This window comes from Bacillus cereus group sp. N21, assembly GCF_016483395.1.
Classification (GTDB): domain Bacteria; phylum Bacillota; class Bacilli; order Bacillales; family Bacillaceae_G; genus Bacillus_A; species Bacillus_A pseudomycoides.
The window spans coordinates 196,666-223,421 of the sequence record NZ_JAEHBX010000001.1 but is presented as its reverse complement, the minus strand read 5'-3'; the positions used below and the strand labels follow the sequence as shown (position 1 = coordinate 223,421).

The following is a 26,756-nucleotide window of genomic DNA, read 5'->3' as shown; positions in this document are numbered from 1 at the left end:
AATTAAATAACCTGAGTCCATATAAATATAGAACTCAGGTTACTTAGTTGTGCTTTTTGAATACAGTCTACTTGACAGGGGTCACTTCAATACGAAGGTAGCTTTCTTCTTCGAAAAGGATTTACATCCTTATTTTTCTGTTACAGTTTTTAATTCCTCTAACAACTCTTCTACGTAGTGCTGTGCACTTTGTGCTGCAATACTGCCATCGCCAGTTGCAGTTACAATTTGACGAAGCATCTTTTCGCGAACATCACCAGCTGCGAAAATACCAGGAACTTTTGTTTCCATGCGTTCGTTTGTTTCGATATAACCATTTTCATTTGTAATGCCCAGCTCAGTAAATGGTTTTGATAATGGTAACATTCCGATATAGATAAAAGCACCGTCTGCTTTAAATTCTTGTTCTTCACCAGTGTTAACATCTACAAGTGTTACACTACCTACTTTACCATTCTCTTCGTTAATTTCTTTTACAGTATGATTCCAAATGAAGTCCACTTTCTCATTTTGGAAAGCACGGTCTTGAAGAATTTTCTGTGCGCGAAGAGCATCACGACGGTGAACGATTGTTACTTTTGATGCGAAACGTGTTAAATACACACCTTCTTCAACAGCAGAATCTCCGCCGCCAATAACAACAAGTTCTTTCCCTTTAAAGAAAGCGCCGTCACATACCGCGCAATATGATACACCACGGCCGCCAAGTTCTTTTTCACCTGGTACACCGATCTTTTTATACTCTGCACCACTTGCAACGATAATTGCGCGTGTTTTGTATTCTTTTTTACCAGCTACAACTGTTTTGTATTCTTTGCCATCGATGACTTCTTTCACATCACCATATGCATATTCAGCACCGAATTTCTTCGCATGCTCGAACATTTTATTTGATAAATCGGGTCCTAAAATAGATTCATAACCTGGATAGTTTTCTACATCTTCTGTGTTTGCCATTTGTCCGCCTGGAATACCACGTTCAAGCATAAGCGTGCTTAAATTTGCACGAGACGTATACACTGCAGCTGTCATCCCAGCTGGCCCAGCACCAATAATAATGACATCATAAATTTTTTCTTCTGACACACTATTCACTCCTATTCATTCCTACCATAACTTACCCTCATTATACTGTTAGCATCTGTTTTTTCCCAATGATTTGCCTACGCGTGAGTACGCTTTACTACTTGCACATATTTTCTCACAGTTGCCACAGATACATTATATATATTTCCAAGTTCGGCCTGTGTCATTTTATTTCTCTGTTCTCCGCGCACAATATACTCGATTGCCGCAGACCAACCAAACACGTTTGTAAATACCGTCCCAGATGTATATAGGCGTATAAAAGTACAAAACCAAAAATGTAAGCACTCTTCAATCAATTCATCTTCTTTATTTGTATAGTTATATAAGGCATCCGCAATCCGAATACATTGTTCAAACGGTTGTAACTCGCTCGGAATACTCTTATGACTGCTCATTAAAAAGAAGTATTTTGCCAGTTGCGAAACAATTGGCACACGATTTTTCGCCTGCGTCACATCAAAGAAAAAGCCAATCTTCTCAGGTGTTGTTAATTCATTCATTAAATACAGTGCTAACATTTGCTCTTCTAACGTTGTACTTTGCTGGAAAGATTTCCTCAGCTCTTCAAACAAAACATTCTGTCCTTCATCAGCTAAATGCAGGGCATTCCACGGCTCTTTCCCTTTTTTATCAGGGTGTAATTCTACAACAGATTGCCACATCTTTTCCGCTGTCTGTTGATCTTTTATCATATAAGCAGAGTATGCAAACCAATAGTAAAAGCTGACATCTCCTTCATAACCTTGACGCTTTAATAACCTTAACCATTTATATGCCGATGCAAAGTGACCAATTGTCGCGAATGTTGTTCCTAGCTTTAATCGATGCTCAAATGACATCGGATATACGGATTCTAGTTGCTTCGCTAACGCTTCTACTTGCTTATGCTCTCCAATTGAATATAGAAAAATAAGCGTATTACATAACGCATGCATATTACCAGGATTTTTCTCTAAAATCATCTCTGTTAACTTTAATGCTTTATCTACATTTCCTAACTGAAAATGAGCAATTGCTAAATTATTATAACCCGACCAAAATTCCGGATAATCTTTCGTAACAACTTCAAGTGTAGCAATTGCTTCTTCTAATTGTCCGTTGCGAATATAACGGTTCGCTTGTTCCTGCATGACAATTAACTCATCTTCATCTTCAAACTCTTCCGCATCCATTGATTCTTCTTCCATAATTTCAAGCAATTCTAACGTCTCTTCCACAAATTCCTTCTCTGTAGCTATCTCTAAATATTGCTCCGCATACTTCTTCGCCTGCTGAAACAAGCCAAGATATGCGTAATTATTTGCTACAAAATAATAGCACTGTTCAATATTAGAATTCGAACGAATCAGTTTCAAGAAAATTTGATTTGATTCTTGATACTCACCGACTTCCGATAATACCGTAGCTAATTGACATAAAATAAACGGCTCTTTCTCACTTTGTGCCGCTCTTCGAAAATATTTAATCGCATCTTGTAATTTATGATTGCGATAAGACTTCATCCCTTTTTTATAAAAGAAATCAGCTAATTGATTAAAAGAGATAACTTGTCCGTTCTCCTTAAATATTCTTTGATTTTTCCCCATATATCCTCCAGTTTTTTGTTTTCTTCGTTCATACCTTCTTCTATTTATAAGTATAAACGATTCCGTAAAAAACAAAACAGTATATTATAATCAATTATTTCCTTTTTATTCATAAAAAGAGAAGGGAAATGTTACATTTTTAACATTGACTTTCTCCTCTCTGCCATCTCTTCCTTCGTATAAATGATACGCATTGGATTTCCACCTACAAAAGCACCGCTTGGTACATCACGGTGAACAAGCGTACCTGCTGAAACAATAGCACCGTCCCCAATCTTCACACCTGGCAATACAGTGGAATTTGCTCCAATCATCACTTCATTCCCTATGATTACTTCTCCAAGACGATATTCCGTAATTAAATATTCGTGAGCTAAAATCGTTGTATTGTAGCCAATTATTGAATTTGCTCCAACTGTAATCTTTTCTGGAAACATAGTATCAGGCATAGCCATAAGTGCAAATGATGTTTGCTCTCCGACTTTCATCCGTAAAAACGTGCGATACAACCAGTTCTTCACGGATAAAAATGGCGTATAGCGTGCAATTTGAATAACAATAAAATTTTTCATTACCTTAAAGAAGGATACTGTTTTATACACATTCCATAATGAATTTGCTCCTGAAACAGGGTAGCGCGTTGTCCGTCGCACTTTGCTCTCTCCCCTTATCTACTATTCAGACAAAATGGATAATAAATCACTCATTCTATCTAGTACATAATCCGGCTTATACGATTCTAAGTACTCTCTACCTTTAATCGTCCATGCCACTGCCGCTGTTTTCGTACCTGCGTTTTGTCCGCCTACTATATCATGATGGTTATCACCAACCATTAATGTTTCTTCCGGTTTTGCATCCAATAGTTTCAATGCTTTTTGAATGGGTTCTGGATGTGGTTTCACGTGTTCTACATCATCAATTGTTACAACAACATCAAAGAACTCCTTTAATTTTGAAAGCTTTAAACTCATTTCTACTGTTTGTCTCGCCTTCGTGGTCACAATTCCAATTTTATAACCTTGTTTCTTTAATTCCTGAACGGTTTCATAGACAGTTTCATATTCTTCCACTAGTTCATCATGATGGTCATGATTAAACTGACGATAGCACTGAATCATCTCATCTACCTTGCCCTCATCCATTGAACGAAACGTCTCATGCAAAGATGGACCGATAAATGGCAATATATCTTCGCGCTTATACTGATCTGGATAGTACTTATTTAACGTGTGTAAAAAAGAAGAAATAATAAGTTCATTTGTATTTATTAATGTTCCATCTAAATCAAATAACACTGTATTTATTTTCATATGCTCGATCCTTTCACTGCCTGAATATGAAAGAAGCAGCATCTCATATAAGATGCTACTTTTCTCTAGTTTTCTGAATATCTTTTATCAGCTTGCCCCATTATACGTCTCACAATAATGAAAATGATAGAAATAACAACAAGCCCGATGGACATCACTTGCGCAATGCGAAGCGGTCCTAACATTAAGCTATCCGTACGTAAGCCTTCCACAAAGAAACGTCCAACTGAATACCAAATTAAATACGTAAAGAATAATTCACCACGGCGTAAATTCGCTTTGCGTAATAACAATAATAGAATTACACCTGCAAAATTCCATAATGATTCATATAAGAACGTTGGATGATAATATACACCGTCAATATACATTTGATTCACAATAAACTCTGGTAAATGTAAGCCTTCTAAAAACTGTCTTGTTACTTCACCGCCGTGAGCCTCTTGGTTCATAAAGTTCCCCCATCGGCCAATTGCTTGTCCAAGAAGAATACTTGGTGCTGCAATATCAGCCAGCTTCCAGAAGGAAATACCGCGTTTTTTCGCAAAGAAAATCCCCGTAATCACCGCTCCGATTAAACCACCATGAATCGCCAATCCACCTTGACGAATATTAATAATTTGCCTTGGGTCTTGCACATAATATTCCCACTCAAAAATAACATAGTATGCGCGTGCGCAAATAATCGCAATTGGTACCGCAATTAAAACAAGATCGACAAAAGTATCTTTTGGAATACCTAATCGTTCACCCTCGCGCGTAGCTAGCCAAAGTCCAAGCAAAACACCTGTCCCAATAATAATCCCATACCAATAGACTGGGAACGGTCCAAGTTGAATCGCTACACGATCTAGCTGTGGTACAGAACCTAACAGCATATGTATGACCTCTCTCTCCTAATTTATTCTTGATTTCCTAGCTCAATCGCACTCATTAAGCGCTCAGAAAATTGTTGTGCTGCATTGACTCCCATTCGTTTTAATCTGAAGTTCATTGCTGCTACTTCAATAATAACAGCCAAGTTTCGGCCAGGACGAACTGGGAGTGTAATCTTCGTAAGTTCTGTATCTATAATTTTCATTTTCTCTTCATCAAGACCTAGACGATCATAGTTTTTCTTTTGATCCCAAATCTCAAGATTAATCACAAGTGTAATACGCTTGTAGTTTCGCACAGCCCCTGCACCAAATAACGTCATGACGTTAATGATACCTAGACCACGAATTTCTAGTAAATGCTCAATTAAATCTGGTGAGCTTCCTACTAACGTATCTTCATCTTCTTGACGAATTTCTACGCTATCATCCGCAACTAAGCGGTGACCGCGTTTAACAAGTTCAAGTGCTGTTTCACTTTTCCCGACGCCGCTTTGACCTGTAATTAAAACACCAACGCCGTAAATATCTACTAATACACCGTGAACGGCAGTTGTTGGTGCTAACTTACCTTCTAAATAATTTGTTAAACGACTTGATAGTCTTGTCGTCGTTTGGGAAGAGCGTAAAAGAGGCACACCAAACTCACGTGATGCTTGCAATAATTCTCCAGGTACATCTTGACTACGCGTTACGATAATACACGGCGTTTCTTCTGTACAAAGAGCTGTCATTCTTTCTTGCTTTTGCTCAGTTGTTAATGTATCAAAAAAAGTAAGCTCCGTTTTTCCAAGAAGCTGTACGCGATCTGCTGGATAATATGTAAAGAATCCTGCCATTTCAATTCCAGGTCGCGATAAATCACTTGTATCAATTGGACGATGAATTCCTTCCTCACCACTTACTAATTCCAATTGAAATTGCTCAATTAAATCTTTTGTCCTTACTTTCGGCATATGTAAACCTCCACTCCGCTGCGGGTTCATTCTCATTTGATGTAAAATTCCATTCTAACCGATATTGTACCATTTTTTTCTGAAAACAAGAAATATGGTTTCTACTAAATAGAAAAAAACATTTCATGAGATTCATGAAATGTTTTTCTTTTTGTCATTTTTCTATTTTTTCTCAGATAATGGCTCGACAATTACTTTATCAATCAGCATATTTAAAATAGAAATACAAATTGCCGCAAGAATTGCTACACCAAATCCTGATATGTTAAAAGCATCACCTAACAAAGAATCTGTCATCTCTAATGTAATTGCATTAATTACAATTAGGAAGAAACCAAATGTTAAAACAGTAATCGGTAACGTAATTAAAATTAATAACGGTTTTACAAATACATTTAAAATCGACAAAATAACGCTCGCGATAATCGCGGTTTGTATGTTTTCTATGTAAAATGCGTCTGGTGCAATTCCCTTTAGAAGACCTGATACAACAATTAATACGACGCTATTCACAAGAAGTGATAGAATCCATCTCATTTTCTTACACATCCTTTTGATATATATACTTAATCATACGCTAATGGATAGCAAACGCCAAGTAACCATAAAAAAAAGCGAGGGAAAACCTTTCTTTTTTTTGGGGAAGAGAGCATCCACCCATGCATAGGAGGTTCGCCCCATGCCATGTGAAAACAGAGGGAGGAAATGAGTAGGAGTCTCCTTTTGGCTTCGTAGCCGTGATTTGTATGCTGAAAATCGAAATGAGTTTATATAACAACTTATTCCAGCCCTTATACTTGTATACCTGTCACGCTAAATCCTCTCCCAAACAAAAACAAGGAGCTAGCCAATTGGCTTAGCTCCCTACCTCAACCTCATTCATCTTCTCTTTCATACGAGCCGTATCACGCTCTAAAATCTCTTTTAAATACTTCCCTGTATAGGAACGCTCTTCTTTTACAACTTGCTCCGGCGTACCTGACGCAATGATTTGACCACCTTTGTCTCCGCCTTCTGGACCAAGGTCAACAATGTAATCTGCTGTCTTAATTACATCTAGGTTATGCTCGATAACAAGCACAGTTTCCCCACTTTCAACAAGGCGCTGTAATACTTCTAGAAGTCGTGCAATATCATGTGCATGTAAGCCGGTTGTCGGCTCATCTAAAATATATAACGTACGACCTGTAGAACGGCGATGTAATTCAGATGCAAGTTTCACACGCTGCGCTTCACCACCCGATAATGTAGTAGCCGGCTGCCCTAATTTCATATAGCCTAGCCCTACATCTACAAGCGTCTGCAACTTCCGTTTAATTTTCGGGATGTTGGCAAAGAATTCTACCCCATCTTCAATCGTCATTCCTAGTACTTCAGAAATGTTCTTATCTTTATATTTCACTTCTAACGTTTCACGATTATAACGTTTTCCATGACATACTTCACATGGAACATATACATCCGGTAAGAAATGCATTTCAATTTTAATAATCCCATCACCGCGGCAAGCCTCACAACGGCCACCTTTCACGTTAAAACTAAAACGTCCCTTTTGATACCCACGTACTTTTGCTTCATTCGTTTGCGCAAACACATCACGGATATCATCGAAAACGCCTGTGTATGTTGCTGGATTCGAGCGCGGTGTACGTCCGATTGGTGATTGATCAATATCAATAACTTTATCTAAATGCTCAAGGCCTTTAATTTCCTTATGAGCTCCTGGCTTACTTTTCGCCTTATATAATTTCTGTGCTAACGATTTATATAGAACTTCATTGATCATCGTACTTTTTCCTGATCCAGATACGCCGGTTACTGCTACAAATGTCCCAAGCGGGAATGACATCTTCGCATTTTTTAAGTTATTTTCTTTTGCACCAATAATCTCGACCTTACGCCCATCCCCTTTACGTCTCTCAAATGGGACCGGAATAAATTTCTTACCGCTTAAATATTGCCCTGTTAATGAATTATCATCATTCATCACTTCATCTGGCGAGCCAGATGACACAACTTGCCCACCATGAATTCCTGCGCCAGGGCCAATATCAAGTAAATAATCGGCCGCCATCATTGTATCTTCATCATGTTCAACAACGATTAGCGTATTTCCTAAATCACGCATTTCCTGTAGTGTACGAATCAGGCGATCATTGTCACGCTGATGTAAACCGATAGAAGGTTCATCAAGAATATACAATACACCAGTTAAACGAGAACCAATTTGCGTTGCAAGACGAATACGCTGTGCTTCCCCACCTGATAATGTTCCTGCTGCACGGCTTAATGTTAAATAATCAAGTCCAACGTTAATTAAGAAACTTACGCGCTCTTTAATTTCACGTAAAATTAAACGAGCAATCTTTTCTTGTTTTTCTGTCAGTTCAATGCCCTCGAAGAAATCATAAACTTCTTGAACAGAGTACTTCGTTACATCCGCAATCGTTTTTCCGCCAACAAAAACAGCTAAGCTTTCTGGCTTCAAGCGGCCGCCCTTACATTTCGGACACGCCTGCTCCGCCATATACTTCTCCATTTGTTCACGAATGTAATCAGAACTTGTTTCACGGTAGCGACGTTCAATATTTGGAATAACTCCTTCAAATAAAATATCACTTTCTTTCACTTGTCCAAAGTCATTCACATAACGGAAATAAACCTTCTCTTCTCCACTTCCGTACAACACTTTATCAAATAACTCTTTCGGTATATCCTTCACAGGCATATCCATATCAATGCCGTAATGATTACACACAGATTGCAGTAATTGCGGATAATATTGCGAACTAGTCGGTTCCCAAGGGGCAATCGCATGCCCATTTAACGATAAATCCCAATTTGGAATTACAAGTTCTAAATCTACCTCTAATTTTGAGCCAAGCCCATCACAAGACGGACACGCACCAAATGGGCTATTGAAAGAGAACATACGAGGTTCTAATTCACCGATCGAAAAACCACAATGCGGGCAAGCATGATGCTCACTAAATAAAAGCTCCTCTTCTCCAATCACATCAATTAATACACGACCTCCACCTAGTTTCAATGCACTTTCAAGAGAATCTGCAAGGCGGCTTGCAACCCCTTCTTTCACAACGATACGGTCAATTACGACTTCAATGGAATGCTTCTTGTTTTTATCTAACGTAATTTCTTCAGACACATCAAGCATTTCTCCATCAACACGAACGCGAACATAACCTTGTTTCTTTATATCCTCTAATACTTTCACGTGTGCACCTTTACGACCTGATACAATCGGTGCTAACACTTGTAATTTCGTGCGCTCTGGATATTCCAAAACACGGTCTACCATTTGTTCTACCGTTTGTGATGTAATTTCAATCCCGTGGTTCGGACAGATTGGTGTCCCAATACGCGCAAATAATAGGCGTAAATAATCATAAATCTCTGTCACCGTTCCGACTGTTGAACGCGGGTTACGACTCGTCGTTTTTTGATCAATTGAAATTGCTGGCGATAACCCTTCAATTGTATCCACATCCGGTTTATCCATTTGCCCTAAAAATTGGCGCGCATACGCGGATAAAGACTCCACGTATCTGCGCTGCCCTTCGGCATAAATCGTATCAAATGCTAATGATGATTTCCCTGAACCAGACAGACCTGTCACAACAACGAGCTGATTTCTCGGAATGGTTACATCAATATTTTTTAAGTTATGCGCCCTCGCACCTTTTACAACGATAAAATCTTTGCTCACTATTTTCACCCTTCCGCTTTTAATTCTAGCAGTAAATCTCTCAGCTCAGCTGCACGCTCGAAGTCTAGTGCCTTTGCCGCTTCCTTCATTTCTGCTTCCATCTTCGCGATTGTTTTTTCTCGTTCTTTCTTCGTCATTTTCTTAGCCGGCCCAGCTTCATACACTTCTGTTTCTTCTGCAGCTGTTGTTGCACGAATCACGTCACGTACTTCTTTTTGAATTGTTTTCGGTGTAATGCCATGTTCCTCGTTGTAAGCTTCTTGCTTTTGACGACGGCGTTTCGTCTCTTCAATTGCAATTCCCATCGATCTCGTTATGCGATCTGCGTACATGATTACATGACCGTGTTCATTACGCGCGGCACGACCAATTGTCTGAATCAATGATCGCTCTGAACGTAAGAACCCTTCTTTGTCCGCATCTAAAATCGCTACGAGTGATACTTCTGGAATATCAAGCCCTTCTCGCAACAAGTTAATACCAATAAGCACATCAAATTTACCAAGACGAAGATCTCGAATAATTTCAATCCGCTCTAGCGTTTTAATTTCAGAATGTAAGTAGTTTACTTTAATACCAACATCTTTTAAATAATCTGTTAAATCCTCTGACATTTTCTTTGTTAATGTCGTAATCAATACACGCTCATTTTTCGCAATGCGGTCATGGATTTCTCCTAATAAATCATCTATTTGCCCTTCAATTGGTCTTACATCAATTTGCGGATCTAAAAGCCCCGTTGGACGGATAATTTGCTCCACAACTTCCGGTGTAAGCTCTAGTTCATATGGACCCGGTGTTGCTGATACATACACAACTTGATTCGTTTTCTCTTCAAACTCTTCAAACATAAGCGGTCTATTATCCATCGCTGACGGCAAGCGAAATCCATGGTCAACAAGCACTTGTTTACGCGCTTGGTCCCCATTATACATCGCTCTTACTTGTGGCACTGTTACATGCGACTCATCCATAACAATTAGGAAATCTTTAGGGAAATAATCTATTAATGTATATGGTGTTGAACCAGCTGGACGGAGCGTCAAATGACGGGAGTAGTTTTCAATCCCCGAACAAAATCCCATCTCTCGCATCATTTCTAAATCGTAACGAGTTCGCTGTTCAATACGCTGGGCTTCTAACAATTTACCGTTATCATTTAATTCTTTTAAACGTTCTTCTAATTCTTTTTCAATATTTTCAATGGCAACTTTCATTTTTTCTTCACGTGTAACGAAGTGAGATGCCGGAAAGATTGCTACATGTTCACGTTCTGCTAATACTTCACCTGTTAAGGCATTCACTTCACGGATACGATCAATCTCATCGCCAAAAAACTCAATCCGAATACAATGTTCATCAAGCGATGCTGGAAAAATCTCAACTACATCTCCGCGCACTCGAAATGTTCCGCGTTTAAAATCAATATCATTACGACCGTACTGCACATCAACAAGTTCACGAAGCAATTGATTACGGTCCTTTTCCATACCAACGCGCAAAGAAACCACAAGTTCACGGTATTCTTCTGGCGAACCTAAGCCGTAAATACAAGAAACACTTGCTACAATAATGACATCATCTCGTTCAAATAAAGCTGATGTCGCTGAGTGACGTAATTTATCAATCTCATCATTGATTTGTGCATCTTTTTCAATAAACGTATCGGTTTGTGGTACATACGCTTCCGGTTGATAATAATCGTAATAACTCACAAAATACTCAACAGCATTGTTCGGAAAAAAATCTTTGAGTTCACTATACAGTTGTCCTGCTAATGTTTTATTATGAGCCATTACAAGCGTTGGCTTCTTCACTTCTTTAATAACATTCGAAATCGTAAATGTCTTTCCCGTTCCTGTCGCTCCAAGCAACACTTGATGTTTCTTACCATTATTAATCCCCGCTACCAGCTGCTTTATCGCTCTTGGCTGATCACCTTGCGGGGAATATTCTGAGACAATCTCAAATTGATGTTCCAAACAAAACCGACCTCCTTGTAAAAAATCTGTATTCTCATTTTACCACGAATGCCCATGAAAAAACCAAGAAAACGAACAGATATTCGGTAAAGTTTTCGACAATATAAAGTGAAACTTCCATCAGTAGGGGTTTTCTTCATCTCCACTGATGATTAATGAATCTGTCTTTTACGGGCAGTTGTCCCCCGCCTATCTTCCTCGTTTCTCTCTGAATCTTGAGATGGGAGTCTTACTGCCCGCAAATAGCGGGATAAACATAGCAAAAGGAAGGTTTCTTCTTTTTATAAGGCCCTTCCTTTTTTAATCCCATTTATTTTGCCGGTATACGTAACAGGTCATATCCATTATGACCTGTTTCTTTCACACAATCATGTAGCATATACCTTATATCTCCACGAGTATCTTTCATTATCTTTTTACAAGTATCGGAGTAAATTCCTTTATCTTTACCAGCAAATTTATCATAAGAATTATCTACCTTATAGCTGATTTCTCTCCCAACATATTCTAGCGTTTGAAAGATTGGATCTCCTTCATGTGTATAATTCACAATGCATATTTTATCCGCTCTACCTTTTTCAACATTCATGAAGAACTTCTCGAATTTATGTAAATTAGAAATTTTATGTCCTTTTGCAATCACATCATTATTCTCGTCAATTTTACCGCCCGATTGTGAACATGCTACTAAGCTTCCAATACAAAATAGAAGACACAATGAGGCAATTCCTTTTCTCATATTAAATCCTCTCCAGCTTGTTTTGGCTTTATACTCTCATTCAACACGAGATTAACTAGAAGAACAATATTAATAGGTAGAATTTTCTAAAAAATAAATATTTACAAAAATATTATTTTACTTTAGAATACGAACTACAAAGATTCGACACGATACGACAAAACGGGAATATTTTTTCAGAATATTATAACAACTAAGGGGTGAGGGATCTATATGAATCTATTTCGGAAAAAATCCATTTCAGCATTATTAGCACAGGCAGAACAAAAAGGGGCATCTTTAAAGAAAGAACTCAGTGCATTTGATCTCACAATGCTCGGGGTCGGCGCCATTATTGGAACAGGCATTTTCGTTCTTACTGGTGTTGCCGCAGCAGAACACGCAGGACCAGCACTTATTCTATCGTTTATTTTATCCGGTTTAGCCTGTGTATTTGCAGCACTATGTTATTCTGAATTCGCATCAACTGTACCGGTATCTGGTAGTGCATACACTTATAGCTATGCAACATTTGGAGAATTAATCGCCTGGATTTTAGGGTGGGATTTAATTTTAGAATACGGCTTAGCTTCCTCAGCTGTTGCCTCTGGTTGGTCAGGATATTTCCAAGGATTATTAAGTGGATTCGGGATTACATTACCTACCGCTTTAACAAGCGCATATAATCCTGAAGCTGGAACATACGTAGACTTACCGGCAATCTGTATTATCTTTCTAATGACATTGTTGTTAACAAGAGGAGCAAAAAAATCAGCTCGCTTTAATGCGATCATGGTAGCTATCAAACTCTTTGTTGTCTTACTATTTATCGGTGTTGGCGCTTTCTATGTCAAACCTGAAAACTGGACACCATTTATGCCGTTCGGCTTCTCTGGCGTAACAACTGGAGCTGCAACTGTATTCTTTGCTTACATCGGATTTGACGCTGTATCAACAGCTGCTGAAGAAGTAAAAAACCCACAGCGTAACATGCCGATCGGCATTATTGCTTCTTTAACAATCTGTACAATTTTATATATCGTTGTTTCATTAATTTTAACTGGAATTGTACCTTACGATCAGTTAGGTGTTAAAAACCCTGTTGCATTTGCACTACAATACATCCAACAAGATTGGATCGCAGGTTTCATTTCTTTAGGAGCAATTACTGGAATTACAACTGTGTTACTCGTTATGTTATATGGACAAACACGTTTATTTTACGCAATTAGCCGCGATGGCTTACTACCAAAAGCACTTTCTCGCGTGAACAAGAAAACAAAAACACCTGTTATCAATAGTTGGATTACTGCAACTATGGTTGCTTTCTTTGCTGGTTTCATTCCTTTAAACAAACTAGCAGAATTAACAAATATCGGTACACTATTCGCATTCATCGTTGTATCCATTGGGGTAATCATCTTACGCAAAAAACAACCAGAACTACCGCGTGCTTTTAAAGTGCCATTAGTACCATGGATTCCTGCTTTAGCTGTTCTATTCTGTGGATACCTAGCATTGCAGCTCCCAGCAACAACATGGATTGGCTTTGCAGTATGGCTTGTAATTGGACTTGTTGTCTACTTCAGTTACGGTTACAAAAATAGTACGCTACAAAATAAACAAAAAGAAGACGTTGCATAATGAAAAAGCTGTTGTCCCATTAGGACAGCAGCTTTTTTTCTTTTTTTGGAAAAAACACATATGAAAATGTAATTACCGTATCAACTAAAAATACAATTCCCCAAACTTGACTCACACGGCTGGCTGCCTCATTTAACACAATTCCTTTTTCAAGCCAATTTCCCCACTGTTCAATCGGCACGAATCCATACATAAAGAAAAAGACAATATGAACAACGATAAACAAAACGAGATGTAAACTCCATTCTCCAATCTCCTGCTTTGTGTAAGCCCAGCCTGTTAGCTCTAGTGGTTCTTCTATATGTGTAAGTGGTTCATTCCGCCATTTCGTAACGAGTTTCTGTACACGTATATCTAATTTCTTTAAATCTTTTTTCCCATAAAAGAGTGCATATAGCAATATCACTAATGTAATGATTTGAAAGTTAGAAAACTTACCAGTTTCATAATAATCCATGACACCTAAAGCTAAAATAAAGACTTCATTGAGAAGTAACACAATGCCAGCAATGAAACTAGCTTTCCGTAATCGAAATCCGTAACGAAGTAAAAAGAAACCAATTGCTGATATCCAAAACACAATTTCTGCACCAATTAAGAAATACCAACGATACTCTGCAAGTATACTCATTTTCCGCGCTCCTTCTCATCATATATACGAAAAGCCTCATCCATATACACTAGAAGCTCCTCTTCAATTGGATACATATTCATCTTCTGCGAGTCTTCTTTTGACTTTCGTACTTCCCATAATTTATCTAGAAATGCTTCATCCCCATTTGCCATCTCCAAACACTTAGCCATTAGCTTTTTTATAGTTTCTTGCACGGCATCATGAGATGCATCCTTCCCTTCTTTCATAAAGCTGCGTAACTGTTTTAACACATCTACCCATTCTCGAACATTCTCATCCTCCTCGCTCATATTTGGCAAATTGCGAAGAAGTTTTTGCTCACCCTCTGAAAACACTTGCTTTTGAAATATTTCACGTATACGAGGAGACTGCCTCGAAAGTTGAATAAGTTCGAACATAATTTTCCAATCTAACTCTCCCTCTAACTCAGCCGAATACACAACAGCTTGTAAAATCCGTTCCATCCGATTAAACTTTTTCTGCTCTTCTTGTACAAACTTTTTCTGCTCTTCTTGTACAAACTTAAGCTGTTTTTCCAATGATTCTCTTAAGCTAAATTCATCTGTCATTAGTATATTCATAATCTCTTTTAACGAGAAACCCATTTCTTTTAAAAATAAAATTTGTTGCAAACGAATGACGTCCCCTTCACTATATAAACGGTGTCCACCTTCTGTTTTCCCGCTTGGTTTCAACAAATCAATTTGATCATAATAACGAAGTGTTCTTACCGTAACTCCTGTTTCCTTTGTAAGTTCTTGAATCGAGATCATTTCCATCACCCTTTCCTCTTTCATTGTAAAAGATGACGTAACGTAACTTTCAAGTGTTTTTGTAAAAAAATTCAAAAAAGAGACATATTCACTATGTCTCTTTTTGTTACCTTACATAAAGCCTAACGCATATACGAGAATATACCCAAGAACAGAAAGGCAAACAGATCCTACCAATCCAGCTACAAATGCTCTACTTCCTAATTTACGGAATGTCGTAAATTCTACATTTAAACCAAGTCCCGCCATTGCCATCGCAATGAGCATATAAGCAAGGATTACGATATAGCCTGCTACCACTTCCGGTATAACACCTAATGAATGAAATGCACTCATTGCCAAGAACCCTAAGATAAACCACGGAATCGGAATATCACGCCAAGAGCCTTTTTGCCCATTTCCCTCACTACGCTTAAACCATAAGCCAATTAAAATCGCTACTGGTACAAGCATGGCAACACGCGTTAATTTTACAATAACCGCAATATCAACAGACGCGCTTCCACCTGGCGCCGCAGCAGCGATGACATGTGCAATCTCATGCAGCGTCGCTCCAGAAAATACACCGTAACCATACGGGGATAATCCAAGAACTGGGTATAATAAAGTATAAATCAACGTAAAAATTGTACCTAAAATAGCAATAATCGCTGCACCGACCGCTGTTTCATCGTCCTTCGCTTTCACTTGCGGTGCAATTGCCACGACCGCGGCCGCGCCGCAAATTGCCGTCCCGCATGCTGTTAAAATCCCAAGTGTTTTATCTACTTTAAAAACACGTGTTAATGCGTATACAACAACAAGTGTAAAAGCAATGACAATCGCTGCAATAACTAGCACCTTTGGCCCAGCCTTTGCAATATCAACAAGATTTAATCGCATACCTAGCAAAATAATTCCGAAGCGAAGTAACTTCTTACTCGCAAAATTCGTTCCCGCTATCGCTTCGCTTGGAACACCAATTGTAGCTCTCCAAATCATTCCAATTAGAATAGCGATAACTAATTGGCCCATAATATTTAAAAATGGAAGCTCCGCTAAATATTTCGCGCTAATCGCAATCAACAATGTAATCCCAATCCCCTGCGAAAAACCGAGACGCTTCTTCTTTTGTATAACAAGTGTTTGTTCCACTTTGGATCACTCCAATAATCGTATTAAAACATGCATGTTTCTTATACTTCCATTATAAAAGCATTCCAATAATAAGTTTAATACCAATATTCAATCTCAATCATCAGAAAAACTTATGATAAACTAAAAAAATGGAGGCGGCTCGTTCAAAATCTCAGGGCGTTGGAGCCCCCGACAGAGAGGCACTTTTTGCCTCGTCCGAGGGGACGAAACGACCGGAGATTTTAGCTGCCGGAGCTAGACAATAGAAAAGCCGAAGCTAATCTCTAGATCAATAACAAAAGAGCAAAGGAGCAAACATCATGAACGTCGATATTTTAAAAATATTTGTGACCGTCGTAGAACAAAAGCATTTCTCTCGTGCGGCAGAATTGCTCAATCTCTCTCAGCCTGGCGTCAGCATGCATATTCGCAATTTAGAAAACGAATTTGGCACTACGCTCATTCAGCGTTCTCCAAAACACGTCCAAGTTACGGAAGCCGGCAATATTCTATACATACATGCGAAGCAAATGCTATCTCTTTATGAAGAAGCAAAACAAGAAATTAACGAACTACATAACGTTGTTACAGGTACACTGCGCATCGGGGCAAGTTTTACAATTGGTGAATATTTACTCCCAAAAATATTAGCACGCTACGCCAATGAAAATCCGCGTGTGGAAGTACACACGTTTATCTCCAACACAGAAGAAGTTCTCCAAAGCATTCGTTCCAACCAAATCGATATTGGCTTAGTAGAGGGTCAAGTCGTATACACTGATATAGATGTAGAGACTTTTATGAAAGATGAAATGAAACTAGTCGTTCCACCAAAACATCCTCTTCTGGGTGCACATGCAATTAACGAAGCTTCACTTCAAGATCAAGTATGGATTCTCAGGGAGATGGGATCTGGAACACGCGCCTATAGCGATCGTTTTATCCATCAGCACCATTTAAAAATGAAGCGTTTCTTTACATTTAGCAGCATTCAAAGCGTAAAAGAAGCCGTTGCTGCTGGACTCGGCATTGCAATCCTTTCTGACTGGACCGTAAGGAAAGAGCTACAAGCAAAAGAACTTTTCCATGTCGAAGTTCCAAACGAAAAACTCATCCGTCCTTTCTCTATCGTTCGTGGCAAATACTTTATTCCTTCCAAAGCCATTCAAGTCTTTTTAGACCACGTTCATTCATTTGCACAAAAACAGAGTTGACCTTCACATTAGTGTGAAGGTTTACAATATATACGAAAGGAGTGAAATGCAGTGCGAATTGGAGAATTATCAAAGCGAACTGGCGTCAGTGAACGTTCATTAAGGCATTATGAAGAAAAAGGGTTGCTTCCTTCGAAACGCCTTACAAATGGCTATCGTGATTTTGAGGCAAGTGCCACCAGAAAAGTTGAACTCATTCAGATGTACTTACAGCTTGGCTTAAATTTAGAAGAAACTGCAAGAATGCTGCGCTGCTTAGAAATTGAACCACAATTATACGAAAATCCATGCAGTAGTATTCTTACACTTTACGAAGAAAAGCTGGCTGAGGTAACAAAGCAAATTTCACTGCTCTCCAATATTCAAGCGAATATACAGAAGCATGTTTCACTCCTAAAAAAAACGAAGAAAAAGGAATGATTGCATATGTTCGTTATACACGGAAGCTCCCGTTCAAATGGAAATACAGAAGCCCTTACACACATGATGATTGATGGTATCGATGCAGAACAAGTTTATTTACGAAATCATACCGTTCATCCTATTACAGACCAACGTCATGAAGCAGAAGGATTTCAACCAGTAGATGATGATTACCAAAACCTAATTGAGCAAATGCTAGAACACGACACAATTATTTTCGCTACACCTCTATATTGGTATGGGATGAGCGGACATATGAAAAACTTTGTTGATCGCTGGTCACAAAGTTTACGTGATAGATCCCTTCATTTTAAAGAAAAGATGAAAGAAAAAAAGATGTACGTTGTCATTGTTGGTGGAGATAATCCAAAGTTAAAAGCATTACCACTTATCGCACAATTTCAATACATCTTTGATTTTACCGGTTCTTCTTTTGAAGGCTACATTATCGGTGATGCTAATGCACCTGATGAAATTTCAAACGATAAAGAAGCCTTAGCAAAAGCGAAACTATACAATGAACAATTCCGGAAATAATAACCAGAAACTAGTTTGACAAATCTCATTGTATACGCATACAATGAAAATAACATTATGAAAGGAAGGTAATCCGGCCAATGAAGTTCTAATTCTCTTATTTATTCATCCATCACGCATAGTGAAACAAAATGATGAAAACTAGAAGAGGATTAGTCTGTCCATTTGTCGATACTTTCTTTTATCGCGATCGTGTAAAAATATGTGCATCGCTTATTTCTGCACACTTTTTTACATCTATGGGTGACGTCTATCCTCTCTAGTGAAACTAGGGAGGTTTTTTTATGACCATTTTATTCGCACGCAATATTGAAAAAAGCTTTGGTGACCGCACTATATTTACAGTACAATCGCTTGAAATTCAAGGAAATGACCGCATCGGCATTGTCGGAGTCAATGGAGCCGGAAAATCTACGCTACTACAAATATTAAGCAAAGAAATAGAGCCGGACGAAGGTTCTGTCTCACATTATGGTTCGATCGCCATTATCCCTCAATTTAGCGAGGAAACATTGGAGGATACTTCCACTTTTGCAAAAGGAAAGTGGAACATTTCAAACGTTTCAGATGCAATGAGTGGCGGTGAACGAATGCGCTTAAAGATCGCTCATGCTCTTGAGCAGGAAGCTTCCATCTTATTTGCAGATGAACCGACAAGTCATTTAGATATGTATGGCACAGAGCAATTAGAACAAGCACTCCTATCTTATAAAGGTGCACTCGTTCTAATTTCTCATGATCGTGCATTTCTAGATACGATTTGTACAAAGATCATTGAAATTGAAGACGGTACAGTTCGTGAATATAAAGGGAACTATTCAAATTATCGGGAACAAAAAGAACGTGAACGCACTGAACAAAGAGCTGAATATGAACAATATGTACAAGAAAAGAAACGATTAGAACAATCTATTTTACACCGAAAACAGCGCGCTTCTAGTATGACAAAGATTCCAACCCGGTATAGTTCTTCTGAGTCTAGGCTTTATAAGTTAGGTGCTGCCCATGGCCAAGAAAACGTTAGTAAAGCAGCAAAAGCATTAGAAACGAGACTTGAAAAACTAGAAAAGAAAGAAAAACCGAAAGAGTTAGCTCAAACTCAGTTTAATGTACAACACCATGCACCGATTCATAGTAAAACAGCTGTACAATTTAATAAAACAACGAAAAGGCTAGGCGACCGTACACTGTTTCAAAATATGAACGGCAGTGTTTCTCCCGGTGCAAAAATTGCTATTTTAGGTGCAAACGGAAGCGGGAAAACAACGTTATTCAAAATGATTCTCTCAAATGAGCGCGGCATTCAGCTTTCAAAAAGCTGTAAAATTGGATACTTTGAACAGACATTATCTATTTTAAAAACAGATAAAACAATTTTAGAGAATGTTTTAGAAGAAACAAATTATACGGAAGCTTTCGTCAGAACAATACTAGCTCGCCTTCTCTTCCGGCGCGAAGATGTGCATAAACCTGTGCATGTATTGAGCGGTGGCGAGCAAACAAAGGTGGCACTAGCGAGAGTGTTTTTAGGAAACTATAACATGCTTCTGCTCGATGAACCGACGAACTATTTAGATTTAACAACTCAGGAAGAACTAGAAAACATGTTGCAAGAATATCCTGGCACCGTCCTTTTCATTAGCCATGACCGTGCATTTATTCGTTCGGTTGCAGATTATATCTTACACATAGATGAGACTGAACCACGACTCTTCCACGGAAATTATGATCAATATATGAATCGAACAGAACAAACTTCTGTAAACACTACCGAGCAAGAACTGTTACGATTGCAAACAAAATTAACAGAAATCATTAGCCGGATTTCGATGCCTGATCGACAGGATGATGTTACAATTCTTGAACAAGAATATGAGCAGTTATTGGAGAAAATCAGGAATTGTAAGGAAGCACTCTAATGTCTTCCCTATATCTCGACGAGGCCGCTGCCATTTCCCAAGAAATATCGATGATTCGACATGCTAGGATGCTGCAAATATATCGGCACTTCGACAATATACGACATAAGCAAGCATACAAAAAGCCGTGCATTAAGCACGGCTTCTTTCTTTATATTCTACACACGGACAGCTGTTCCACTTACCGCAACCATTAACATCCCTTCGCGAACTACCTCATAGTCTACGTCAATGCCAACAATCGCGTTTGCACCTTTTTGCTTCGCAAGAGATTTCATCTCTTCCATCGCAATATCACGTGCTTCTTTTAATTTACTTTCATATGCACCAGAACGGCCACCGACAATGTCACGAACAGAAGCAAATAAGTCGCGGACGATATTTGCACCCATAATTGCTTCACCGTTTACGATATCAATGTACTCGATAATTTCTTTCCCTTGAATAACAGAAGTTGTTGTTACGATCATTTTTTACAGCCTCCTATATATGTATCTTTTTCTTACCTACCTATATGGTACGCTAATTCTGTTAAAATTACATATACAAGGTCTTTTAAATTACACTGCTTCCGTATCCCACTTATGATTCTGTTCTACAAACACAATTCCCAATTCATGATGTCCATCTGCATATAGTGCCGTTTGAGCAAGGCGGAGCTCACCTTTTGTATCAAGTACTTCTAACTTACAAAATGCCCCTGTCGTCTTGGACTGAAGCGCATCATAAAACTCTTCTGCACTTTTAGGAATTACACCGTTTACTTTCGTAATAACCTCTCCGGGCTTCAGATCCATTTCTACACCGACTGTATTCGGAATTATACCTAATACAACTAATCCATCGTCGCGCGCTGCAAAATATGCTGGGCACGTTTCATCAGCTATACGTTCCCGCATCGCAATAGTAAAGCGACCAAGCATCGCGACTCCCATCGCAAGAATAGCTACAATAGGCCACCAATAACTGACCACTCCTAAAACAAGAACAAGGGTCGCTAAACCAAATATACGTCTTCCTGTAAATAATAATGCTTCTGTCGGTTCCTCACTTCTAATTGTTCGCATAAAGCCAATTAAAAACGGTACAAGGAATAAGGAATACGTTTGTGAACCAACAGAAATGACCGGCCACCACGAAACAAATTGTGTAACAGCATCCCCCGGCACAAGAATAAAAATCGGAACGAGCCATAAACGCTTTGATTCATGTAGTCCAATATTTAAACCGCGCTTTCCTTTACGCATTTTAGGCGTTGAATGCCGCACCGCATTTTTCGAAATTAATAATCCTTCTACTACTAACATCAAGCCTAGTAAAATGGCAAGTGATGCAATGGTACTCTCTTCTCCTTCTCCAAGCTGTAAGAAAGAGATTGGAAGTTTAGAAGATAATAAAGCTGCTACAATCGCCACGCCAAATGTGTAAGCAGAAGATAAATATCTATATTGAGCAGCTAGTCCAAATACTAGTGTCCAAATTAAAATCATCCATATACTTGCTTGCGACATAACTAGTCCGGCTCCAACTGTTATGATGGATACAACGAATCCATATCCAACTCCTGAAAATAAGGATGTTCGTAGTTCAAACCAAATATCATATACTTTAAAAGAAAAATCTTTTCGTTCTCGTAATATACGTAAGTATCCAACAAAAATGCTACTTATCAAAAATACATAGACAGCAGGGTGTAAGAAAAAACGCCCAACTGCTCGCATTATCTCAAAAGACCACGCCTCCACGAATCGCTTCACCACCATTTATTCTTTCTTTTTATCTTATCATAAAGTGAAACTTTAATCAGTGGAGTTTTCTCCATCCCCCATCTACCTTCTTTTCTTTTTCTAAATTTTGAGATAGAAGTGTTACCGTTCATAAGTAGCGGGATAAACACACAAAAAAATACAGGCAATAATATGCCTGTATTTTCCTTATTTCGCCATTAATTTTAATGCTGCCTGCAATTGCAGATCATTTTCACCAGAACGAATCTTTTCAATGATTTTATTTTGAATCGCTTCAGCTGTCTTCTTATCAAGCTGACCTGTCATTTCCATTTCATTTGCATTTTGGAATGCTTTTAAAGCCGACTCTGTTTCCTTACTAAAGTATCCATCCTCACGTCCAGGCACATATCCTAAACTTTTCAGCATTTCTTGCGCATGCTTCACTTGTACATCATTTGAATTATAAGAAAGTGTTTTCTCAATTTGAATTGGCGTTGCATGATAATAATCTGGCTGTTTCACTTCCACCGTTGGGGCAATTCCTTTCTTATGAATCCAATTGCCATCTGGTGTAAGCCATTTAAACATTGTCAGTTTAATATTGCTGCCATCTTTAAACGGAACAGCTTGCTGAACAGTACCTTTTCCAAATGTTTTTTCACCAACTAAATCATATCCTTCGCCTTCTTTTAATGCACCTGCTAAAATTTCTGAAGCCGATGCACTTCCTTTATCAATTAATACTGAAATCGGATATGATTTTCTCTCTTTTAATGCAGTTGAGAATTTCTTTTTCTCACCATTTCGTTGTTCAACTTGCATCATTGGCTTTTTGTCCGTCATAATTAATCCTAAAATATCTTGTACGCTATTTAAGTAACCTCCTGGATTACCACGTACATCAATGACAAGGCCTTTTATATCTTTCTTTTCAAGTTCTTTTAATTGATCTTTAAATTCTTTCGCTGTATTTTCAGAGAAAGATGTAATTTGGATATAACCAATATTTTTCTCCTTCTCTTTCTTTACAGAACTAAACACAGTAAAAATCGGAATTTTTTCACGTTTAATTTTAAATTCTAGTGGATCTGCTACTCCTGAACGCTTTATCTCAAGCGTAACGTCCGTTCCTTGTTTACCACGAATCTTTAAGACCGCTTCTTCACGTGATAAATCTTTTACACTGTTTCCATTTACTGATAAAATTTGATCATTTGGCTTAATGCCTGCTTTTTCTGCTGGTGACCCTTTAATCGGAGAGACAATGATCAGTTTTCCATCGGTTTTGTTCACCTCAGCACCAATACCTTCAAGCTCCGGATCAAGCGACTCTGTAAATTGCTTCGCTGTTTCCTTATCCATATACGTGGAATAAGGGTCCTTCAGCGTCGACAACATACCCTGTATCGCACCCTCAACAAGCTTTTCATCCTTCACGTCTTCCACATAACGCGAATCAATCAGTGCAAACGCCTCATTAATTTTAGCTAAATCCCCTTGTTTCGTGCCGGCACTATCGCCTGTAATTGTTTGCGCCATATATGATGGATTGATTCCAAACATATACATACCTGCAAACATTCCGCCAGCACCAATTAAAAATGCAACAATCATTCCAATAATCGCAACTCTACGTTTCAATGCGGAATTCCCCTTTCCAGAACACACAGGTGGTGTAGCAAAAGGCATCACACATTGTGTGATGCCTTTACCTATTTCTACTATATGATAAGCTTGTACGAATTATGTTTGCAACTTTTTATACTTTTAAGAAGCGACGAATTGACATTACGCTTCCCCACATACCGATTAATGCACCAATTAACATTAATAAACCGGAAAGTTGGAATACAAACGGACTATATGGAAGAAGTTCGAAAATCGTTCCTCCAAGCTTCTGGTTAAACATACCTTGAAGCGAATTATAAGTAGATAAAATTACAACAATTGGGAGAATCGAACCAAGTACACCTAAGAATAAACCTTCTAATAAGAACGGCCAACGGATAAACCAGTTTGTCGCACCTACAAGTTTCATAATTTCAATCTCCGTGCTTCGTGCATAAATTGTAATTTTGATTGTATTAGAGATTAAGAACATTGCTGTGAATAATAGACCAGCAATTAACAAAATCCCAATATTACGGCCTGTGTTCACTGTATCAAATAATTTTTCAACTTGGCCTTTACCATATTGAACTGTACTTACAAACTGCATTTTTTCAACTTTTTTCGCAATTGTAGCTGTATCTGTTGGTTCTTTCGCCTTTACAATAAATACGTTTTTAAGTGGATTATCTTGCTCAAATAACTCAAACGTTTTTCCGCTGTCACCTAAGCTTTTAATCAAACGTTTTAACTCTTCTTCTTTAGAAGAATATTTAACAGAATCTACTTTTGCAATTTTGCTAAGATCTTTTTCCAATTTCTTTTGATCCGCTTCTTTCGCCGCTGGATCAATGTGTACACGAATTTCTACATCTTGCTCCACTTTCGTTGCAAAGTGGTTCATATTCATAATCGCTGTTAAAAAGACACCTACAAGTAATAATGTAACTGTTACTGCACTTACAGAAGCAAACGTCATCCATCCGTTACGGGATAGATTTTTTACACCTTCTCGTAAATGCCGACTAAGGGTTTTAGTCTTCATATCCGTATCCTCCCTCAATCTCATCTCGAACAATTTTTCCGCCTTCAATCGCAATTACGCGATGACGAATTGTATTTACGATATCTGCGTTATGTGTTGCCATAACAATTGTTGTACCGCGCTCATTAATACGTTTAAAGATACTCATAATATCAAGTGCTGTATCAATATCTAAGTTTCCTGTCGGCTCATCGGCAATCACAACTTTTGGCTTATTTACAATCGCCCTTGCAATCGCCACACGCTGTTGTTCTCCACCTGAAAGCTCAGTTGGAAGTGCGTCCGCACGATCTTCAAGGCTTACAAGACCCAGTACTTCAGTAACACGCTCACGAATTGCATCAGGCTCTTCTTCAATTACTTCTAAAGCAAACGCTACATTCTCATATACCGTTAATTTAGGTAGCAATTTAAAGTCTTGGAAAATTACGCCTAGCTGACGGCGAAAATATGGTACATCTCGCTCTGCTAACGTTTCAATTACAAGTCCATTCACATTGATAGATCCTGTTGTTGGTTTTTCTTCACGATACATCATCTTAATAAATGTAGATTTTCCGGCTCCACTCGGTCCAACTACGTATACAAATTCACCCTGCTTAATGCTAACTGTGAGTCCATCGATGGCTTTCATACCATTTGGATACTCCTTATAAACATTCGTCATTTTTATCATTATTTATCACCCAATACTTAATGATTTTTTTTCGACATACTTTTTCTGTCTATCTGAACATGCAAGCAAAAGCTCCCACTCTTACTTACACTCTGCTGTACTACAAACCTATTAAAGTATTTCTGTTGTTTCAAATAACAGTAACAGCAGTTTCAGTCTATCACTGTTGCTTATGTACATGTTTCAGCAAAATTCTACAAACTACATTGTAACATCATTCGGTTTCCAATTCGGATACAGTTTTGTTACAGTTATGTTACAGCGCAAAAAGAAACAAGAAAAAGCAGTTATTCAAAGCTTCCTTTCCTCGATAAAAGGTTAATTCCTAACTATATAAGTACAAATTGAAAAAACAAACATAAACCCTTTCTTTTTTAGATGGGAGAGATCATCCGGCCATGCATAGAAGCGGTCAGATCCTTTTCCTACCCCATGCCAAGTTAAAACAAAGAGAGAAAACGAGTACAGGTCACCTTTTGTTCTTCATAGCAGCAGTTTATCTATTTTAAAATCAAAATAGATACATATACATCATAAACAAGTCTATATCATTTTATAAGTCTAGCTTTTTATAAAACAACCCAAAAAACTGACTGTTTAGCCCATCATGTCTAAGAACCTTCCACACAAAAAAGCCCCTTAGCCAACACTGCTAAACAGTCAGCTCCACTTTTTTTACGTTCTAGCTTTAGCGGCTAGAATGCTCAGTGGCTTTGCTTCTTCCTTCTATTCTGAACAAGCCACTTCCGCTTTTCTTACTTATGTTCTGCTAACCACTCTGATACTTTTTTTGCATCCTCACCTTGAATAAGTTCCGCTGGCATTGAACCGCGTCCTTTTTTGATAATATTTTCAATCTCCGCCGCGTCGTATTTACCGCCTACTTTTCGTAAATCAGGTCCAGTTGCACCAGATAAGTCGCTAGCATGACAACCTGCACAACTTTTTTTGAAAATTTGCTCTGCACTATCTGTACTTGCAGATTGATTAGAAGATTTATTTTCTTCTTTCTTTCCACATGCTCCTATAGTAAAAGCTAATGATGTTCCTAATGCAATAGCCAACAATTTCTTTTTCACTTATATCGCTCCCCATTGTTGATATCCTTCTTATTATTGATATAGCCATACTTTCACATAGCTCTCACTTGCCATTATAATAATTATCCCCTTATAGAAAAACCAACCTCCA

At 38.3% G+C, this 26,756-nt stretch carries 24 protein-coding genes; 5 read left to right on the top strand and 19 right to left on the bottom strand.

Annotated features, from left to right (window positions below; all coding sequences use genetic code 11):
• Positions 1–129: 129 nt before the first annotated feature.
• From trxB to JDS96_RS00975, 10 genes are all read right to left on the bottom strand, one after another.
• A complete protein-coding gene (gene trxB, locus JDS96_RS01020; protein WP_003201876.1) occupies positions 130–1,086 on the bottom strand; it encodes a thioredoxin-disulfide reductase in 957 nt (318 codons plus the stop codon).
• A gap of 77 nt (positions 1,087–1,163) precedes the next feature.
• Positions 1,164–2,675, bottom strand: a complete 1,512-nt coding sequence (locus JDS96_RS01015; protein WP_003201874.1) for a tetratricopeptide repeat protein — start codon at positions 2,673–2,675, stop codon at positions 1,164–1,166.
• Between the two features lie 131 nt (positions 2,676–2,806).
• The gene (locus JDS96_RS01010; RefSeq protein WP_003201873.1) at positions 2,807–3,328 is read right to left on the bottom strand and encodes an acyltransferase; all 522 of its coding nucleotides are present in this window, start codon (positions 3,326–3,328) and stop codon (positions 2,807–2,809) included.
• Between the two features lie 21 nt (positions 3,329–3,349).
• A complete protein-coding gene (gene ppaX / locus JDS96_RS01005) occupies positions 3,350–3,988 on the bottom strand; it encodes a pyrophosphatase PpaX (RefSeq protein ID WP_199665759.1) in 639 nt (212 codons plus the stop codon).
• 65 nt (positions 3,989–4,053) lie between these two features.
• Positions 4,054–4,866 carry a prolipoprotein diacylglyceryl transferase gene (gene lgt / locus JDS96_RS01000; RefSeq protein WP_003201869.1) on the bottom strand — a complete coding sequence of 271 codons (813 nt, stop codon included), beginning with the start codon at positions 4,864–4,866 and terminating at the stop codon, positions 4,054–4,056.
• 23 nt (positions 4,867–4,889) lie between these two features.
• Positions 4,890–5,819 (bottom strand): HPr(Ser) kinase/phosphatase, encoded by a 930-nt coding sequence (hprK, locus tag JDS96_RS00995; protein ID WP_016112515.1) that lies wholly within the window; start codon positions 5,817–5,819, stop codon positions 4,890–4,892.
• Positions 5,820–5,981: 162 nt separating this feature from the next.
• Entirely contained in the window at positions 5,982–6,356 is a 375-nt protein-coding gene (locus JDS96_RS00990; RefSeq protein WP_018765105.1) for a phage holin family protein, read from the bottom strand.
• Between the two features lie 319 nt (positions 6,357–6,675).
• The gene (gene uvrA / locus JDS96_RS00985; RefSeq protein ID WP_199665758.1) at positions 6,676–9,546 is read right to left on the bottom strand and encodes an excinuclease ABC subunit UvrA; all 2,871 of its coding nucleotides are present in this window, start codon (positions 9,544–9,546) and stop codon (positions 6,676–6,678) included.
• A 5-nt stretch (positions 9,547–9,551) separates the two neighbouring features.
• Positions 9,552–11,528, bottom strand: coding sequence for an excinuclease ABC subunit B (gene uvrB / locus JDS96_RS00980; RefSeq protein ID WP_003201862.1), 1,977 nt, complete (start codon positions 11,526–11,528; stop codon positions 9,552–9,554).
• 310 nt (positions 11,529–11,838) lie between these two features.
• Positions 11,839–12,267, bottom strand: coding sequence for a DUF4362 domain-containing protein (locus JDS96_RS00975; RefSeq protein WP_199665757.1), 429 nt, complete (start codon positions 12,265–12,267; stop codon positions 11,839–11,841).
• Positions 12,268–12,480: 213 nt separating this feature from the next.
• Here JDS96_RS00975 and JDS96_RS00970 point away from each other — a divergent pair, with 213 nt between their 5' ends.
• Positions 12,481–13,890 (top strand): branched-chain amino acid transporter BcaP, encoded by a 1,410-nt coding sequence (locus tag JDS96_RS00970; protein WP_199665756.1) that lies wholly within the window; start codon positions 12,481–12,483, stop codon positions 13,888–13,890.
• A 19-nt stretch (positions 13,891–13,909) separates the two neighbouring features.
• On the opposite strand, the gene JDS96_RS00965 is transcribed toward JDS96_RS00970, so the two are convergent.
• From JDS96_RS00965 to JDS96_RS00955, 3 genes are all read right to left on the bottom strand, one after another.
• Positions 13,910–14,521 (bottom strand): hypothetical protein, encoded by a 612-nt coding sequence (locus JDS96_RS00965; RefSeq protein ID WP_199665755.1) that lies wholly within the window; start codon positions 14,519–14,521, stop codon positions 13,910–13,912.
• On the bottom strand, positions 14,518–15,303 hold the full coding sequence (locus JDS96_RS00960; protein ID WP_199665754.1) for a MerR family transcriptional regulator: 786 nt from the start codon (positions 15,301–15,303) through the stop codon (positions 14,518–14,520). The genes JDS96_RS00965 and JDS96_RS00960 overlap by 4 nt, the downstream gene beginning before the upstream one ends.
• Before the next feature lie 105 nt (positions 15,304–15,408).
• The gene (locus tag JDS96_RS00955; RefSeq protein ID WP_003201850.1) at positions 15,409–16,431 is read right to left on the bottom strand and encodes a YeiH family protein; all 1,023 of its coding nucleotides are present in this window, start codon (positions 16,429–16,431) and stop codon (positions 15,409–15,411) included.
• Between the two features lie 302 nt (positions 16,432–16,733).
• On the opposite strand from JDS96_RS00955, the gene JDS96_RS00950 reads away from it, so the two are divergent.
• The 4 genes from JDS96_RS00950 to abc-f all read left to right on the top strand — a co-directional run bounded on the left by JDS96_RS00950 (position 16,734) and on the right by abc-f (position 20,506).
• Positions 16,734–17,627 (top strand): LysR family transcriptional regulator, encoded by an 894-nt coding sequence (locus tag JDS96_RS00950; RefSeq protein WP_003201848.1) that lies wholly within the window; start codon positions 16,734–16,736, stop codon positions 17,625–17,627.
• A 51-nt stretch (positions 17,628–17,678) separates the two neighbouring features.
• Entirely contained in the window at positions 17,679–18,047 is a 369-nt protein-coding gene (locus tag JDS96_RS00945; protein WP_199665753.1) for a MerR family transcriptional regulator, read from the top strand.
• Between the two features lie 6 nt (positions 18,048–18,053).
• A complete protein-coding gene (locus JDS96_RS00940; protein ID WP_199665752.1) occupies positions 18,054–18,587 on the top strand; it encodes a flavodoxin family protein in 534 nt (177 codons plus the stop codon).
• A 284-nt stretch (positions 18,588–18,871) separates the two neighbouring features.
• Positions 18,872–20,506 (top strand): ribosomal protection-like ABC-F family protein, encoded by a 1,635-nt coding sequence (abc-f, locus tag JDS96_RS00935; RefSeq protein WP_199665751.1) that lies wholly within the window; start codon positions 18,872–18,874, stop codon positions 20,504–20,506.
• A 158-nt stretch (positions 20,507–20,664) separates the two neighbouring features.
• Here the strand turns inward: abc-f and JDS96_RS00930 are convergent, their stop codons facing one another.
• The 6 genes from JDS96_RS00930 to cccB all read right to left on the bottom strand — a co-directional run bounded on the left by JDS96_RS00930 (position 20,665) and on the right by cccB (position 26,644).
• Positions 20,665–20,976 (bottom strand): heavy metal-binding domain-containing protein, encoded by a 312-nt coding sequence (locus tag JDS96_RS00930; protein ID WP_003201842.1) that lies wholly within the window; start codon positions 20,974–20,976, stop codon positions 20,665–20,667.
• A gap of 90 nt (positions 20,977–21,066) precedes the next feature.
• Positions 21,067–22,269 (bottom strand): PDZ domain-containing protein, encoded by a 1,203-nt coding sequence (locus JDS96_RS00925; protein WP_199665750.1) that lies wholly within the window; start codon positions 22,267–22,269, stop codon positions 21,067–21,069.
• Between the two features lie 171 nt (positions 22,270–22,440).
• Positions 22,441–23,877, bottom strand: a complete 1,437-nt coding sequence (locus tag JDS96_RS00920) for a S41 family peptidase (RefSeq protein ID WP_472926292.1) — start codon at positions 23,875–23,877, stop codon at positions 22,441–22,443.
• A 118-nt stretch (positions 23,878–23,995) separates the two neighbouring features.
• Positions 23,996–24,889, bottom strand: coding sequence for a permease-like cell division protein FtsX (gene ftsX, locus JDS96_RS00915; protein WP_033796545.1), 894 nt, complete (start codon positions 24,887–24,889; stop codon positions 23,996–23,998).
• Positions 24,879–25,565 carry a cell division ATP-binding protein FtsE gene (gene ftsE / locus JDS96_RS00910; protein ID WP_003209063.1) on the bottom strand — a complete coding sequence of 229 codons (687 nt, stop codon included), beginning with the start codon at positions 25,563–25,565 and terminating at the stop codon, positions 24,879–24,881. The genes ftsX and ftsE overlap by 11 nt, the downstream gene beginning before the upstream one ends.
• A 755-nt stretch (positions 25,566–26,320) precedes the next feature.
• The gene (gene cccB, locus JDS96_RS00905) at positions 26,321–26,644 is read right to left on the bottom strand and encodes a cytochrome c551 (RefSeq protein WP_003201828.1); all 324 of its coding nucleotides are present in this window, start codon (positions 26,642–26,644) and stop codon (positions 26,321–26,323) included.
• Positions 26,645–26,756 lie beyond the last annotated feature (112 nt).

What these genes read in the sequence shown, in the direction of transcription:
- lgt (WP_003201869.1), bottom strand. Translation starts at nt 4,866, where the DNA reads ATGCTGTTAGGTTCTGTACCACAGCTAGATCGTGTAGCGATTCAACTT.
- ftsE (WP_003209063.1), bottom strand. Translation starts at nt 25,565, where the DNA reads ATGATAAAAATGACGAATGTTTATAAGGAGTATCCAAATGGTATGAAA.
- JDS96_RS00990 (WP_018765105.1), bottom strand. Translation starts at nt 6,356, where the DNA reads ATGAGATGGATTCTATCACTTCTTGTGAATAGCGTCGTATTAATTGTT.
- JDS96_RS00960 (WP_199665754.1), bottom strand. Translation starts at nt 15,303, where the DNA reads ATGGAAATGATCTCGATTCAAGAACTTACAAAGGAAACAGGAGTTACG.
- ppaX (WP_199665759.1), bottom strand. Translation starts at nt 3,988, where the DNA reads ATGAAAATAAATACAGTGTTATTTGATTTAGATGGAACATTAATAAAT.
- JDS96_RS00965 (WP_199665755.1), bottom strand. Translation starts at nt 14,521, where the DNA reads ATGAGTATACTTGCAGAGTATCGTTGGTATTTCTTAATTGGTGCAGAA.
- JDS96_RS00930 (WP_003201842.1), bottom strand. Translation starts at nt 20,976, where the DNA reads ATGATCGTAACAACAACTTCTGTTATTCAAGGGAAAGAAATTATCGAG.
- JDS96_RS00975 (WP_199665757.1), bottom strand. Translation starts at nt 12,267, where the DNA reads ATGAGAAAAGGAATTGCCTCATTGTGTCTTCTATTTTGTATTGGAAGC.
- ftsX (WP_033796545.1), bottom strand. Translation starts at nt 24,889, where the DNA reads ATGAAGACTAAAACCCTTAGTCGGCATTTACGAGAAGGTGTAAAAAAT.
- JDS96_RS00940 (WP_199665752.1), top strand. Translation starts at nt 18,054, where the DNA reads ATGTTCGTTATACACGGAAGCTCCCGTTCAAATGGAAATACAGAAGCC.
- JDS96_RS00970 (WP_199665756.1), top strand. Translation starts at nt 12,481, where the DNA reads ATGAATCTATTTCGGAAAAAATCCATTTCAGCATTATTAGCACAGGCA.
- JDS96_RS00950 (WP_003201848.1), top strand. Translation starts at nt 16,734, where the DNA reads ATGAACGTCGATATTTTAAAAATATTTGTGACCGTCGTAGAACAAAAG.
- JDS96_RS00925 (WP_199665750.1), bottom strand. Translation starts at nt 22,269, where the DNA reads ATGGTGGTGAAGCGATTCGTGGAGGCGTGGTCTTTTGAGATAATGCGA.
- hprK (WP_016112515.1), bottom strand. Translation starts at nt 5,819, where the DNA reads ATGCCGAAAGTAAGGACAAAAGATTTAATTGAGCAATTTCAATTGGAA.
- abc-f (WP_199665751.1), top strand. Translation starts at nt 18,872, where the DNA reads ATGACCATTTTATTCGCACGCAATATTGAAAAAAGCTTTGGTGACCGC.
- JDS96_RS01015 (WP_003201874.1), bottom strand. Translation starts at nt 2,675, where the DNA reads ATGGGGAAAAATCAAAGAATATTTAAGGAGAACGGACAAGTTATCTCT.